Origin of the sequence: Enterobacter sp. Ag1 (genome assembly GCA_000277545.1) — a bacterium.
Lineage (GTDB): Bacteria > Pseudomonadota > Gammaproteobacteria > Enterobacterales > Enterobacteriaceae > Cedecea.
The window spans coordinates 186,938-199,661 of record AKXM01000034.1; the positions used below are offsets into that span (position 1 = coordinate 186,938).

Below are 12,724 nucleotides of genomic sequence, written 5' to 3' on the forward strand. Positions count from 1 at the left end.
TCAGGTTAAAAAACGTTATTCCACCAACAGGATCCCGTAAATGAGCGTTATCACTCCCCTTTTTGCTATTACCGCCACCATCGCGCTGGGCGCCATGAGCCCCGGCCCAAGCTTTGTTTATGTCGCTCAAAATGCCGTAGCGCGTTCACGCGCGCATGGGCTGGTGACCGCGCTGGGAACCGGCGTCGGGGCGGCGGCATTTTCGCTGATGGCGCTGCTGGGTTTACAGGCTTTTCTGCTGGCGGTGCCGGTGGCCTATACCGGGATCAAGATAGCCGGCGGGCTTTATCTGCTGTGGCTGGCTTATAAGATAATCAAACACTCTCGCGAGCCGCTGCACGTGGGCGCCGTGGGAAAAAGCGATAAAAGCATGATAGCTACCTTCCGTGACGGGCTGTTCACCCAGTTGAGCAACCCGAAAACCGCCGTCGTGTTTGCCAGTATTTTTACCGCGCTGCTGCCGCGCGAGATCCCGGCATTCTACTACGTCGTGCTGCCGGTGCTGTGCTTTGTGATTGATGCGGGATGGTATTCAATTGTCACGCTGGTGCTCTCTTCCGAGAAACCGCGCAATGCCTACCTGCGTTTTAAAACTGTGATTGACCGCTTAGCGGGCGGCGTGATGGGGATTTTGGGGCTGAAGCTGATTTTCTTCTCACGCTAAAAAACAGAAAGCCACCGCAAGCGGTGGCTCAGACAGAGTGGGATCAGTGAATCCCCAACCGGTGCGCATGGAAAATCTCTTCACGCAGTTCGAGGTGGGTTAAACCCAGCAGATCGGCAAACTCCAGCTTGAGCTGCTGCAGGCGGATCAGGAATTGCGCGGGGGTTAACTGCTCTTGTTCACGACGAAGAAATTCAAACGCTAAGGTGGTTGGGGTTATCTCGGTGTCCATGGTAATCCTCTGTTGGGTTGTGAAATCGACAGTATTGTACCACCAACGCGCTGTTCAAAAAACAGCCAGAGCAGGATTTCTGGCGCTTAACTTTTATAACAACATCAGGACTGAAACATGTTTTCTAAGCATTATGAAGTGGATGAAAGCCATATTGATTTTCAGGGCGTAGTCGACGGCCTGTACTATCCGTTTTACATGGAGTGGACGCGCCACGCCTACATGCGCGAGGCGCTCGGTATTGATATCGAGGAAGAGTTCCGCCAGGGCAAACTCTATATGGTACTGGAATACTCCCTGCGCTTTCGTAAGAGCCTGCAGAAAGGCGACAACGTTGAGGTCACCTGCCAGCTTGAGCGCAACGAAAAACGCAACCGCGTGAACTTCGCGCAGCAGATCAAAGTTGATGGCGTGGTTTATGCCGAAGCGACGTTTGTCGCCACCTGCCTGGCCAATGGCCGCCCTTCCATGCCGGAAGCCGTACTGAACGCACTGGAACAGCTCTAACATCGATTAGCGAAGGGTAACCGCGCTCTTCGCTAGCCTTCCTCCAGCGCCTGGAGGATGTAATCTGTTCTCCACTCCACGCTCCCCTCCGGCAACACGATTATCCGATACCCCAGCTTGCCGTAAGTGTCAGCCATGATTGCAGCCGTCTGCACCGCCTCTTCCCAGCTCTGCTTTCTTTCTGCATCCCCGGCATAAATAGCCTTCCAGGGCGGTGCCAGGAAAATATCAGAATGGTAGGGAAACCGTCTAACGGCTTCCAACAGATGATCGGGAATGGGCAACTGCATCAGGGCGAGATAACCCAGGATGTCCGGCACGCCGCGATCGTAAAAACAATAAGTCTGTTTTTCGTCTGCGCCATACCAGGAGCGCATTTCCCACCCAAGCATCTGCTCAGCAAATGCCGCAGGATCCTGCCAGGGTAAGGCGTGCCCGCCAATTTGCTGCTGGTGCTGAATAATGCTCCTCCCGGCCTCCGGCTGGCAATCAAAACCCCGGCGCTTGAGCTCATTAATGAGGGTACTTTTCCCGGAACCTGGCCCGCCGGTAAGCACCACGCGTTTCACCTGAATATTGTTCATAAACCTCCCAAACATTATTTTCTTTACTGATTTATGGTGATTCCACGCCCTCGTTCCTGCTACCCTCTGGCAAAAAAGTGAATAAGACTTAGGATCACCCGCATGCAAGAATTTATCCGGCCGGTTTTGAACCTGCCTAACAACGAGAAGAAACTGCTGCTGCACTCCTGCTGCGCCCCCTGCTCGGGTGAAGTCATGGAGGCCATACACGCGTCCGGTATCGAATACACCGTGTTCTTCTACAACCCAAACATTCACCCGCAGAAAGAGTATTTACTGCGCAAGGATGAAAACATTCGCTTTGCGGAACAGCACGGCGTGCCGTTTGTGGATGCGGATTACGATACCGATAATTGGTTTGAGCGTGCGAAAGGGATGGAGTGGGAGCCGGAGCGTGGAGTGAGATGCACCATGTGCTTTGATATGCGTTTCGAGCGTACAGCACTTTACGCCCATGAGCACGGATTTAATGTCATCAGCAGTTCGCTGGGGATTTCCCGCTGGAAAAACATGCAGCAGATTAACGACTGCGGGCACCGCGCCGCCGCGCCTTATGAAGGCATGAGCTATTGGGATTACAACTGGCGCAAACAGGGTGGCTCCGCTCGCATGATTGAAATCAGCAAGCGCGAACAGTTCTACCAGCAGGAATACTGCGGCTGCGTCTATTCCCTGCGCGACACCAACCTGCACCGGAAAGCCAATAACCGGCCGATGATTAAAATCGGCAAGCTGTTCTATGGCAAGGACGACGAGTCATCTCAGGCTTAACCCACTGAATGGTTGACACATTTTTGCATTAATTAACGGTTGCCCGTAGTAAGGGCAGCTGTTTTAATTTCCTCTTTAAATTATTACCAGAGGGAACTATGCAAAATAATACTCACGCTGGCGTCAGGGCTTACAACCCTATCACTCTAAAACTTTACGACTGGTGGGTGTTAAAGATCTCAAATCAGTACGCCTGGCGTTGCCCGACAGACACCGTTTTGCTCCCGCATTTCAAGGTCCACACCGGCGAAAATCATCTGGATATCGGCGTGGGAACGGGCTATTACCTGCCTCACCTGCCTGCTACCGTTGAACTTTCCCTGATGGATTTGAACACCAGCAGCCTGCAGGCGGCCTCGGCGAAAGCGGGCCACAGAATCAAAGACCATCTGCAGCATGACGTTTTTAAGCCCCTGCCGCAGAGCTGGCACGATCGTTTTGACTCCATCTCACTTTTCTATTTACTGCATTGCCTGCCCGGCTCGCTAAACGACAAAGCGCTGGCGATAGATAACATTGCCCGTGCGCTTAAAACAGAAGGCACGCTCTTTGGCGCGACGATTCTGGGTGAAGGCGTGGCGCACAATGCTTTTGGCCGCAAGCTAATGAACGTTTATAACAAGAAAGGGATCTTTTCTAATCGGCAGGATTCAGCAGGACTGCTCAGGGATGTTTTGACCGCGAGATTCGAACGGGTCGACGTAAAAATTGAAGGTACAGTCGCGTTATTTACCGCCAGCGGACGCCGCGATTAAGAGGGAAAATCCGGGAGCCTGCCGACATCGATCAGGCCCCGTAATCGTTCAAAGTAACCCAGAAGTACCCTGCATTTTCCCGAGCAGGTTTGAAATTTATAGCCAGCAACCCTGGACATTGCACGGATATATTCTGTTTGATTTTTAAGGCACTTAACGCAAATCAGGGCTTTGCAGTTTGCGTTAAGTGCGATTTCACTGCGGCTACACTAGTGAGAGCGCTTTCTTTGCCATTATTGCTCCGCCAGCCCGCGGTTTTTCAGCATCGGTTCGCTGTGCGGATCGTGTCCTCGCCAGTCGCGATACAACGCTTCCAGATCGCTGCTGTTACCTCTTGAGAGAATCGCTTCCCGGAAGCGCTGGCCGTTTGCGGCGCTGAGCCCGCCCTGCTCCACAAACCACTGATAGCCGTCGTCCGCTAACATTTGCGTCCAGATATAGGCGTAATAACCCGCCGCGTAGCCGCCGCCAAAAATATGGGCAAAATAGCTACTGCGGTAGCGAGGCGGCACCTCGGCCAGCTTGATGTGCTCTTTTTCCAGCGCTTCAGCTTCGAAGCGCGCCACATCGTCAATAGCCGTGTCTGGTGCCAGGCTGTGCCAGTTCATGTCCAGCAGCGCCGCCGCCAGCAGCTCGGTCATGTCATAGCCTTTGTTAAACTGCGCGGCGCGGAACAGTTTGCTGCGGAGCGACTCCGGCATTGGCTCACCGGTCTGGTGATGCCGGGCATAATTGGCAAAGACCTCGGGATGGCTCGCCCAGTGCTCGTTAATTTGCGAAGGGAACTCCACAAAATCTCGCGGCGTGTTGGTCCCCGAAAGGCTCGCATAGCGCTGGGTAGCAAACAGGCCGTGCAGCGTATGGCCGAACTCGTGAAACAGCGTTATGACATCGTCCCATGAAATCATGGCAGCCTCGCCGCTGGCCGGTTTGGTATAGTTGCATACGTTGTAGATCACCGGCATGGCGTCAAACAGCGTGGATTGATCGACAAAGTTCCCCATCCACGCCCCGCCGCCTTTGCTGTCTCGGGCAAAGAAATCACCGTAGAACAGCACCATGCCGCTCCCATCGTTATCAAAAATCTCCCAGGTGCGCACATCCGGGTGGTAAGTCGGGATATCAAAACGTTCTACGAAACGCAGCCCGAAGAGCTGGCTGGCGGCCCAGAATACGCCGTTAGTCAGCACACCGTTGAGTTCAAAATACGGTTTAATCTGCCCTTCATCGAGATCGTACTTCGCACTACGCACCTGCTCGGCGTAAAACTGCCAGTCCCATGCCGTGGCCTGGAATCCCCCGTTCTGGGCATCAATAACGTCCTGAATGTCTTTCAGTTCGCGGCGCGCCCGCCCGGTGGCCGCAGGGACGATGTTCCGCATAAAGCGCAGCGCCGCATCGGGGGTTTTCGCCATCTGGTCGGCCATTTTCCAGGCCGCGTAGTTTTCAAAGCCCAAAAGCTGAGCTTGTGCAGCCCGCAGCGTAGCCAGGCGAGCGACGATGGCGCGAGTATCGTTCGCATCGTTGCGCTGGGCACGCGTCCAGCCAGCCTCAAAGAGCGCTTCTCGCGTGGCGCGGTCGCTCAGGCTTTGTAAAGCCGGCTGCTGGGTAAAATTCAGCAGCGGAAGCAGCCATTTACCCGGCAGGCCTTTGTCAGCCGCAGCCTGCGCCGCAGCCGCAATTTCCGCACTGGTCAGGCCGTTAAGCGCCTCAGCGTGGTCAACCACCAGACCACCGGCTTTATCCGCCGCATGAAGACGATTATTGAACTGGCTGGTGAGCTGGGCGCTCTCTTTGTTCAGCGCTTTCAGCTGCGTTTTATCCTGCTGGCTTAACGTGGCGCCCGCCAGCTTGAACGACTGCCAGGTCACCTCCACCAGCCGCAGGGATTCCGCATCCAGATTGAGGTCGTGGCGCTGCTGATAAACGCGATTCAGCCGGGCGAATAAGGTATCGTTCAGGCGAATTTCATCGGCAAGCTCAGCCAGTTCGGTGGAGAACTCTTCATCAAGCTGCTGCAGGAAATCGCTGGTGTGCGCCGACGTCATGGCGTAGAACACGGTAGTCACGCGGCCCAGCATCGCACCGGTTTTCTCCAGCGCCAGGTAAGTATTTTCAAACGTAGGCTCAGCCGGATCACCGGCAATGGCGGCGACTTCTGCACGCTTGATGCGCTTACCTTCATCGAAAGCCGGTCGGTAATGGTCGTTAGTTATCTCGTCGAAATGCGGGGCCTGATAAGGCAATAAACTCGGCTGGAAAAACGGGTTGCTCTGCAACATCCTCTACTCCCGGTGACCTGAAATGTGGGTTAGTTATAGCGCATTTAGCTTCGTTTCTTAAAAGAAAAACTAAGATTACCGTGGCCCGTTAGCGTGCTAAGGTAGTGCCGGACAAAAGCGTTGAGGAACAGAGAGATGATTGTACTGGTTACGGGTGCTACCGCGGGCTTTGGTGAAAGCATTACCCGCCGTTTCGTTAAGAATGGCCATAAGGTTATTGCCACCGGCCGCCGTCAGGAACGCCTGCTCGAGCTTAAAGAAGAGCTGGGTGACAACCTGTTTACGCTGCAGCTGGATGTGCGCAATCGCGCGGCAATAGAAGAAGCGCTGGCTTCCCTGCCGGCCGACTGGCAACAGATTGATATCCTGGTCAACAACGCCGGGCTGGCGCTGGGCATGGAGCCTGCGCATAAAGCCAACGTCGATGACTGGGAAAACATGATCGACACCAACAACAAAGGCCTAGTTTATATGACCCGCGCCGTGCTGCCGGGCATGGTCGAGCGCAATCGCGGCCACATTATTAACATCGGTTCCACCGCGGGCAGCTGGCCTTACGCCGGGGGCAACGTCTACGGGGCGACCAAAGCCTTCGTGCGCCAGTTCAGCCTGAACCTGCGCACCGACCTGCATAAAACGGCCGTTCGCGTGACCGACATCGAACCGGGCATGGTGGGCGGCACCGAGTTTTCCAACGTGCGCTTTAAGGGCGACGATGACAAAGCCGGCAAAACCTACGAAAACGCCAACGCGCTGACGCCGGAAGACGTTACCGAAGCCGTCTGGTGGGTGGCGACGTTACCGAAACACGTCAACATCAACACCCTGGAAATGATGCCGGTCAGCCAGACGTTTGCCGGTCTGAGTGTCCATCGCGAAGGGTAACTCTGGCGAAAGTCATAGTGAAACGGGGCCTTTGCAGCCCCGTTTTTTCATCTTACGGCACGCTAAAATGCGGAGCGATCAGGCCCGGCCCCAGCCAGCAACGATGATCAGCATCCCACAGAAAGCAATGGCCGCTCCGGTCCAGTCGTAAACGCTGAGCTTCACGCCGTCGACCACGCGCAGCCAGAGCAACGCCGTCACCACATAAACCCCGCCGTAGGCCGCATAGACGCGCCCGCTGGCCGCCGGATGCAGCGTCAAAAGCCAGACAAAAATCGCCAGCGACAGCGCCGCTGGCAGCAATAACAACGGAGAGCCGTTGCGTTTAAGCCATAGCCAGGGCAGAAAACAACCAATAATCTCCGCCAAAGCGGTGGCAAAAAATAGCAACGTTGTTTTGATCATATTGTCTTTTCTTCAGTAATAATGATGCCCACTAACTCTGACATTAGGCGCGAATCAGCCTCAATGATATGATTAGTTTTATTAAACTAAAAAGGAAATCGCAATGAACTCAATCCTTCGTAAGTCTTTGTCATGGATGCCGTTAGCCTTGCTGGGAGCTGCATTCATGGTTTCTATGCCAACCCAGGCCGATACTAACGTGATCGTTGTTCCGGGCGGAACGAACGGCGTCGGTGGTCAGGAGAACTCCCTGACCCGCCAGCGCGCAGCGGAAGAAAAAGAGCAGTGGAATGACACCCGTACCCTGCGCCAGAAGATCAACCGCCATAACGAAAAAGTGTTCGACCGTGAGTCGGCGCGCGGGGACAAAGACTGGGCCAAACAAGATGCCGCCCAAGATACCTTCGACAAATGCCAGCAGAGCGCCAACGTGAACGCCTACTGGGAGCCGAACACCCTGCGCTGCCTGGATCGCCGCACCGGCCGCGCGATCAATCCATAATAGTCCCACTCTCAAACGAGGCTTCTGCTTAAGAAGCCTCACCATCATCAGCGCAAGGATTTGCTATGAGTAACGAACTGCCTATTCGTCTTCGCCCGCTTGAGCGCGAAGATCTCCGCTTCGTCCACCAGCTGGACAATAACGCCAGCGTCATGCGCTACTGGTTTGAAGAGCCTTACGAAGCCTTCGTGGAGCTGTCTGACCTGTATGACAAACATATTCACGATCAGAGCGAGCGCCGCTTTGTCATCGACTGCAACGGCGTGAATGCCGGGCTGGTTGAGCTGGTCGAAATCGACCACATCCACCGCCGGGCGGAGTTTCAGATAATTATCACGCCGGAGTTCCAGGGCAAAGGGCTCGCCTCGCGCGCGGCCAAACTGGCCATGGAGTACGGTTTTACCGTGCTCAATCTCTATAAGCTCTACCTGATTGTCGATAAAGAGAATGAAAAAGCGGTACATATTTATAAAAAACTGGGCTTTATCGTGGAAGGCGAGCTGATCCACGAGTTCTTCATTAACGGCCAGTACCGCGACGCCATTCGGATGTGCATCTTCCAGCAGCAGTTCCTGGCGCAGAAAACCCCGGAAAAAACCCTGCTGAAGCCGACGGCTCAGTAACCGCTTTTCACAGATGAATGCCGCCCTGCGTGAGCGTTCATCTGTCCTTCTCCTGTATCTCCCGCCAGCCTTCTTGCCGCTTCGTCTATTTTCCAGACAATCAGACGGGTTTTTCCTGCAAACCACTCAATCAGAACTAAAATAATAGGGCTGTAAAATTTTGCGTTTAAAAGGCAACGGCTATCAAATTCGTAGGCCCATCCAGATATTAATTATTGATCGTACAGATTATCGTTATCGGGCATACATATAACGGAGAGCAAAATGAGCAATTCTACTGACTTACACAATGCTTCCTCAGCGAGCGCAGGAAAGTGCCCATTTAACCACGGCCAGAGCACGGACATTGCCGGCGAGGGAACCAGCAACCAGGACTGGTGGCCGCACCAGTTGCGCGTCGACCTGTTGAATCAACACTCCAATCGCTCCAACCCGCTGGATGAAAACTTCAGCTACCGCAAAGAATTTAGCAAACTCGATTATTACGCCCTGAAAGGCGACATCAAAGCGCTGTTAACGGATTCTCAATCCTGGTGGCCTGCCGACTGGGGCAGCTATATCGGTCTCTTTATCCGTATGGCGTGGCACAGTGCAGGAACCTATCGCTCCCGCGACGGTCGCGGTGGCTCCGGACGCGGTCAACAGCGTTTTGCGCCTCTTAACTCCTGGCCGGATAACGTCAGCCTCGATAAATCCCGTCGGCTGCTTTGGCCCATTAAACAAAAATATGGTCAGCAAATTTCCTGGGCAGACCTGATTATTCTCGCCGGTAACGTGGCGCTGGAAAATGCGGGCTTCCGCACCTTCGGCTTTGGTGCCGGGCGCGAAGATGTCTGGGAACCAGATCTCGACGTTAACTGGGGGGCTGAGAAAGAGTGGCTTGAGCACCGCCACCCGGAATCTCTGGCACAGGCTCCGCTCGGTGCGACCGAAATGGGTCTGATTTACGTCAACCCGGAAGGCCCTGAGCACAGCGGCGACCCGCTTTCCGCAGCGCCTGCTATTCGCGCCACCTTCGGCAACATGGGGATGGACGACGAAGAGATTGTCGCCCTGATTGCCGGGGGCCATACGCTCGGTAAAACCCACGGCTCTGCGGCCGCCACCCACGTTGGCGCAGACCCGGAAGATGCTCCGCTTGAGGCGCAGGGGCTTGGCTGGGCAAACAGCTACAATAGCGGCGTCGGCGCGGATGCCATAACCTCCGGCCTCGAAGTGGTCTGGACGCAAACACCAACCCAGTGGAGCAACTACTTCTTCGAAAACCTGTTCGGCTACGACTGGGTACAAACCCGCAGCCCGGCAGGCGCCATTCAGTTTGAGGCGACCAACGGCCCGGATATCATTCCCGATCCGTTTGATCCGTCCAAAAAACGTAAACCAACGATGCTGGTAACTGACCTGACGCTGCGCTTCGATCCAGAGTTCGAGAAAATTTCTCGCCGCTTCCTGAACGATCCGCAGGCCTTCAACGAAGCCTTCGCCCGCGCCTGGTATAAACTGACGCACCGCGATATGGGGCCAAAAGCGCGCTACATCGGCCCGGAAGTGCCAAAAGAAGATCTGATTTGGCAGGATCCGTTGCCGAAAGCTACCCACGCGCCGTCCAGCGCCGATATCGACGCGCTGAAAAAAGCGATTGCGGATTCCGGCCTGTCCGTCAGCGAGCTGGTTTCGGTGGCATGGGCATCAGCCTCAACCTTCCGCGGCGGGGACAAACGCGGCGGTGCCAACGGGGCGCGGCTGGCACTTGCTCCGCAGCGCGGCTGGGAAGTGAACGCCGTGGCGGCCCGTGCTCTGCCTGTGCTTGAAGCAATTCAGAAGGCATCCGGCAAAGCGTCGCTGGCGGACATCATCGTGCTAGCCGGTGTGGTAGGCATTGAGAAGGCCAGCCACAGCAAAGTACCGTTCACGCCGGGGCGCGTGGACGCCACTCAGGAGCAGACCGACATCGAGTCCTTCGAGCTGCTGAAACCGGCCGCTGACGGCTTCCGAAACTATCGCCGCATTGCGAATGCCACCTCAACCGAAGCGCTGCTGATCGACAAGGCGCAGCAGCTGACGCTGACGGCTCCTGAGCTGACAGTCTTAATCGGCGGTTTGCGCGCGCTGGGCGTTAACTACGATGAAAGCCAGCACGGCGTGCTGACTTCTCGCCCGGGTGAGCTGACGAATGATTTCTTCGTCAATCTGCTGGATATGCGTACCGAGTGGAAAGCCGCCGATGCGGACTCCGAAGTGTTTGAGGGCCGCGATCGCCTTAGCAGAGAAGTAAAATACACCGGCACCCGCGCCGATCTGGTCTTTGGCTCTAACGCCGTGCTGCGCTCCCTGGCGGAAGTGTATGCCAGCCAGGACGCCAAAGAGAAGTTCGTCAAAGACTTTATCGCCGCATGGACAAAGGTAATGAATCTCGACCGTTTCGACCTGCAGCAGTAAAACGAAAGGGAGGCTTTTGGCCTCCCCTGGTTTAACGCTATATGGGAAGGCATTTCGCCTTCCCTTTTTACTGCTTACTCTTCGCCGAAGTGGATCACGGTGCGAATCGATTTTCCTTCATGCATCAGGTCAAACGCTTCGTTGATCTTGTTCAGCGGCATGCGGTGAGTAATGAACGGATCCAAATTGATTTTGCCCGCCATTGCATCTTCTACCATGCCCGGCAGTTGAGTGCGGCCTTTAACGCCCCCGAACGCTGAGCCACGCCAGACGCGGCCAGTCACCAGCTGGAATGGGCGGGTTTTAATTTCCTGCCCCGCCCCGGCCACGCCGATAATCACGCTCTCGCCCCAGCCTTTGTGGCAGCATTCCAGCGCGGAACGCATCACGTTCACGTTGCCGATACATTCGAAGCTGTAATCCACGCCGCCGTCGGTCAGCTCAACGATCACATCCTGAATCGGCTTCTCGTGATCTTTCGGGTTAATGCAGTCGGTGGCGCCCATTTCACGCGCGAGGGTGAATTTCTCCGGATTGGTATCAACGGCAATGATTCGCCCGGCCTTAGCCTGCACCGCGCCCTGAATCACCGCCAGGCCGATCCCGCCGAGACCAAATACCGCCACGGTATCGCCCTCTTTCACTTTTGCCGTGTTGTGCACCGCGCCGATGCCGGTGGTCACGCCGCAGCCAAGCAGACACACTTTATCCAGCGGCGCCTGAGGATTAACCTTAGCCAGAGAGATCTCCGCCACTACGGTGTATTCGCTGAAAGTGCTGGTACCCATGTAGTGATAAATTGGCTCGCCGTTGTAGGAGAAGCGGGTGGTGCCATCCGGCATCAGGCCTTTGCCCTGCGTGGCGCGAACGGCCTGGCAGAGGTTAGTTTTGCCGGATTTACAGAACTTACACTCGCGGCATTCTGCGGTGTAGAGCGGAATAACGTGGTCGCCCGGCTTCAGGCTGGTCACGCCCTCGCCCACTTCCACCACGATGCCGCCGCCTTCGTGGCCCAGCACCGCCGGGAATACGCCTTCCGGATCGTCGCCGGACAGCGTGAAAGCATCGGTATGGCAAACGCCGGTGTGGGTGATTTTCACCAGCACCTCACCTTTTTGCGGGGGCGCAACGTCGATTTCAACAATTTCTAGAGGTTTACCCGGCCCAAAGGCCACCGCAGCACGTGATTTCATTGTTTTGTTCCTTTTGGTGGGGGTGTTTTTATTTTAGATAAGAGCGCAGCAAATTCCCGACTTCCGCCATCCGCAGCGCGCGCTGCTCTTCGGAGGTGTCGCCGGTGACCAGCTCGTCTTTAAGGTGAATTTCCATCATTTCGCCCATCAGGCCGTTGGCTGCCCCGCGAACGGCCGCGATCTGCTGCAAAATGGCGAGGCACGGATCGCCGTTTTCCAGCGCGCGCTCAAGCGCCTCGGCCTGGCCGCGAATGCGCCTGACGCGGGTCAAAATACGTTTTTTATCTTCCGGAGAGTGTGGCATAACCGCCTCCCTGATACTGTAGGGGGGTATAGTAACGTAATTTTTAACTTATTGACAATTTTAAATATTATTTAAATTTCAATGAATTAAGGACTCACATTAAAAGACATATGGAGGCATCCCGGCAAACCGGACCATTCACATTTAGAGATCTTCAGGGATACCGATTATGTCCCCGGAGGAGATCGCCATGCGCAAAGCCCGATTCACCGAACACCAGATCATCGCCGTTCTGAAGTCCATCGAAGCCGGGCGCACCGTTAAGGATATCTGCCGCGAGGCCGGGATCTCTGAAGCCTCGGATTACAACTGGCAAGCCCACGCAGAATGCCTTTATCGAACGGTTCAACCGCACGTACAGGACAGAAATACTGGATTTTTATCTGTTCAGAACGCTGAATGAAGGACGGGAAATTACAGAACGCTGGCTGGCTGAATATAACAGCGAGCGCCCTCATTAATCCCTGAATAACCTGACGCCGGAAGAATACCGGCTGATAACTGAAAACCCGGAAATCTCAAAAAGTGCGATCAACTAAAACGGGTGTGCTTACAGCAGGGTTTCGAAGGTTAATTAC

14 protein-coding genes and 2 pseudogenes are annotated in these 12,724 nt (G+C 55.1%); 10 read left to right on the top strand and 6 right to left on the bottom strand.

Annotated elements, in window-relative coordinates:
• Positions 1–40: 40 nt before the first annotated feature.
• Complete coding sequence (locus A936_RS14615) at positions 41–664, top strand: LysE family translocator (protein WP_008459129.1); 624 nt, start codon at positions 41–43, stop codon at positions 662–664.
• 43 nt (positions 665–707) lie between these two features.
• Here A936_RS14615 and A936_RS14620 read toward each other — a convergent pair whose 3' ends face one another.
• The gene (locus A936_RS14620; RefSeq protein ID WP_008459131.1) at positions 708–896 is read right to left on the bottom strand and encodes a YdiH family protein; all 189 of its coding nucleotides are present in this window, start codon (positions 894–896) and stop codon (positions 708–710) included.
• 117 nt (positions 897–1,013) lie between these two features.
• Here A936_RS14620 and A936_RS14625 point away from each other — a divergent pair, with 117 nt between their 5' ends.
• On the top strand, positions 1,014–1,403 hold the full coding sequence (locus A936_RS14625) for an acyl-CoA thioesterase (RefSeq protein ID WP_008459134.1): 390 nt from the start codon (positions 1,014–1,016) through the stop codon (positions 1,401–1,403).
• Between the two features lie 32 nt (positions 1,404–1,435).
• Here the strand turns inward: A936_RS14625 and A936_RS14630 are convergent, their stop codons facing one another.
• Complete coding sequence (locus A936_RS14630; protein WP_034809428.1) at positions 1,436–1,987, bottom strand: AAA family ATPase; 552 nt, start codon at positions 1,985–1,987, stop codon at positions 1,436–1,438.
• 102 nt (positions 1,988–2,089) lie between these two features.
• Between A936_RS14630 and A936_RS14635 the strand changes: the two genes are divergently transcribed.
• Both A936_RS14635 and A936_RS14640 read left to right on the top strand, forming a co-directional pair.
• The gene (locus A936_RS14635; RefSeq protein WP_008459139.1) at positions 2,090–2,758 is read left to right on the top strand and encodes an epoxyqueuosine reductase QueH; all 669 of its coding nucleotides are present in this window, start codon (positions 2,090–2,092) and stop codon (positions 2,756–2,758) included.
• A 98-nt stretch (positions 2,759–2,856) separates the two neighbouring features.
• Positions 2,857–3,513, top strand: coding sequence for a methyltransferase (locus A936_RS14640; RefSeq protein WP_008459141.1), 657 nt, complete (start codon positions 2,857–2,859; stop codon positions 3,511–3,513).
• A 233-nt stretch (positions 3,514–3,746) separates the two neighbouring features.
• On the opposite strand, the gene dcp is transcribed toward A936_RS14640, so the two are convergent.
• On the bottom strand, positions 3,747–5,795 hold the full coding sequence (gene dcp / locus A936_RS14645; RefSeq protein WP_008459143.1) for a peptidyl-dipeptidase Dcp: 2,049 nt from the start codon (positions 5,793–5,795) through the stop codon (positions 3,747–3,749).
• Between the two features lie 135 nt (positions 5,796–5,930).
• On the opposite strand from dcp, the gene ydfG reads away from it, so the two are divergent.
• On the top strand, positions 5,931–6,680 hold the full coding sequence (gene ydfG / locus A936_RS14650; RefSeq protein WP_008459146.1) for a bifunctional NADP-dependent 3-hydroxy acid dehydrogenase/3-hydroxypropionate dehydrogenase YdfG: 750 nt from the start codon (positions 5,931–5,933) through the stop codon (positions 6,678–6,680).
• Between the two features lie 78 nt (positions 6,681–6,758).
• Here the strand turns inward: ydfG and A936_RS14655 are convergent, their stop codons facing one another.
• Positions 6,759–7,085: a YnfA family protein gene (locus A936_RS14655; RefSeq protein ID WP_008459149.1), complete on the bottom strand. Its 327-nt coding sequence runs from the start codon at positions 7,083–7,085 to the stop codon at positions 6,759–6,761.
• A 103-nt stretch (positions 7,086–7,188) separates the two neighbouring features.
• Between A936_RS14655 and A936_RS14660 the strand changes: the two genes are divergently transcribed.
• The 3 genes from A936_RS14660 (at position 7,189) to katG (ending at position 10,649) form a co-directional block, all read left to right on the top strand.
• A complete protein-coding gene (locus A936_RS14660) occupies positions 7,189–7,587 on the top strand; it encodes a DUF1283 domain-containing protein (RefSeq protein WP_008459153.1) in 399 nt (132 codons plus the stop codon).
• A 65-nt stretch (positions 7,588–7,652) separates the two neighbouring features.
• Complete coding sequence (speG, locus tag A936_RS14665; RefSeq protein WP_008459155.1) at positions 7,653–8,210, top strand: spermidine N1-acetyltransferase; 558 nt, start codon at positions 7,653–7,655, stop codon at positions 8,208–8,210.
• 264 nt (positions 8,211–8,474) lie between these two features.
• Positions 8,475–10,649, top strand: coding sequence for a catalase/peroxidase HPI (gene katG / locus A936_RS14670; RefSeq protein WP_008459157.1), 2,175 nt, complete (start codon positions 8,475–8,477; stop codon positions 10,647–10,649).
• 74 nt (positions 10,650–10,723) lie between these two features.
• Here the strand turns inward: katG and A936_RS14675 are convergent, their stop codons facing one another.
• Entirely contained in the window at positions 10,724–11,842 is a 1,119-nt protein-coding gene (locus A936_RS14675) for an S-(hydroxymethyl)glutathione dehydrogenase/class III alcohol dehydrogenase (RefSeq protein ID WP_008459158.1), read from the bottom strand.
• Positions 11,843–11,870: 28 nt separating this feature from the next.
• The gene (locus A936_RS14680) at positions 11,871–12,146 is read right to left on the bottom strand and encodes a metal/formaldehyde-sensitive transcriptional repressor (RefSeq protein WP_008459160.1); all 276 of its coding nucleotides are present in this window, start codon (positions 12,144–12,146) and stop codon (positions 11,871–11,873) included.
• 190 nt (positions 12,147–12,336) lie between these two features.
• Here A936_RS14680 and A936_RS23780 point away from each other — a divergent pair.
• A pseudogene (locus A936_RS23780) lies at positions 12,337–12,465 on the top strand (transposase); the annotation flags it as partial.
• A pseudogene (locus tag A936_RS22885) lies at positions 12,449–12,685 on the top strand (integrase core domain-containing protein); the annotation flags it as partial. The pseudogenes A936_RS23780 and A936_RS22885, both read left to right, overlap by 17 nt.
• Positions 12,686–12,724: the final 39 nt, after the last annotated feature.

Excerpts from the sequence above, each read along its gene's own strand:
- A936_RS14630 (WP_034809428.1), bottom strand. The coding sequence starts at position 1,987 with ATGAACAATATTCAGGTGAAACGCGTGGTGCTTACCGGCGGGCCAGGT.
- A936_RS14635 (WP_008459139.1), top strand. The coding sequence starts at position 2,090 with ATGCAAGAATTTATCCGGCCGGTTTTGAACCTGCCTAACAACGAGAAG.
- A936_RS14675 (WP_008459158.1), bottom strand. The coding sequence starts at position 11,842 with ATGAAATCACGTGCTGCGGTGGCCTTTGGGCCGGGTAAACCTCTAGAA.
- A936_RS14620 (WP_008459131.1), bottom strand. The coding sequence starts at position 896 with ATGGACACCGAGATAACCCCAACCACCTTAGCGTTTGAATTTCTTCGT.
- A936_RS14640 (WP_008459141.1), top strand. The coding sequence starts at position 2,857 with ATGCAAAATAATACTCACGCTGGCGTCAGGGCTTACAACCCTATCACT.
- A936_RS14625 (WP_008459134.1), top strand. The coding sequence starts at position 1,014 with ATGTTTTCTAAGCATTATGAAGTGGATGAAAGCCATATTGATTTTCAG.
- dcp (WP_008459143.1), bottom strand. The coding sequence starts at position 5,795 with ATGTTGCAGAGCAACCCGTTTTTCCAGCCGAGTTTATTGCCTTATCAG.
- A936_RS14660 (WP_008459153.1), top strand. The coding sequence starts at position 7,189 with ATGAACTCAATCCTTCGTAAGTCTTTGTCATGGATGCCGTTAGCCTTG.
- speG (WP_008459155.1), top strand. The coding sequence starts at position 7,653 with ATGAGTAACGAACTGCCTATTCGTCTTCGCCCGCTTGAGCGCGAAGAT.
- ydfG (WP_008459146.1), top strand. The coding sequence starts at position 5,931 with ATGATTGTACTGGTTACGGGTGCTACCGCGGGCTTTGGTGAAAGCATT.
- A936_RS14680 (WP_008459160.1), bottom strand. The coding sequence starts at position 12,146 with ATGCCACACTCTCCGGAAGATAAAAAACGTATTTTGACCCGCGTCAGG.
- katG (WP_008459157.1), top strand. The coding sequence starts at position 8,475 with ATGAGCAATTCTACTGACTTACACAATGCTTCCTCAGCGAGCGCAGGA.
- A936_RS14655 (WP_008459149.1), bottom strand. The coding sequence starts at position 7,085 with ATGATCAAAACAACGTTGCTATTTTTTGCCACCGCTTTGGCGGAGATT.
- A936_RS14615 (WP_008459129.1), top strand. The coding sequence starts at position 41 with ATGAGCGTTATCACTCCCCTTTTTGCTATTACCGCCACCATCGCGCTG.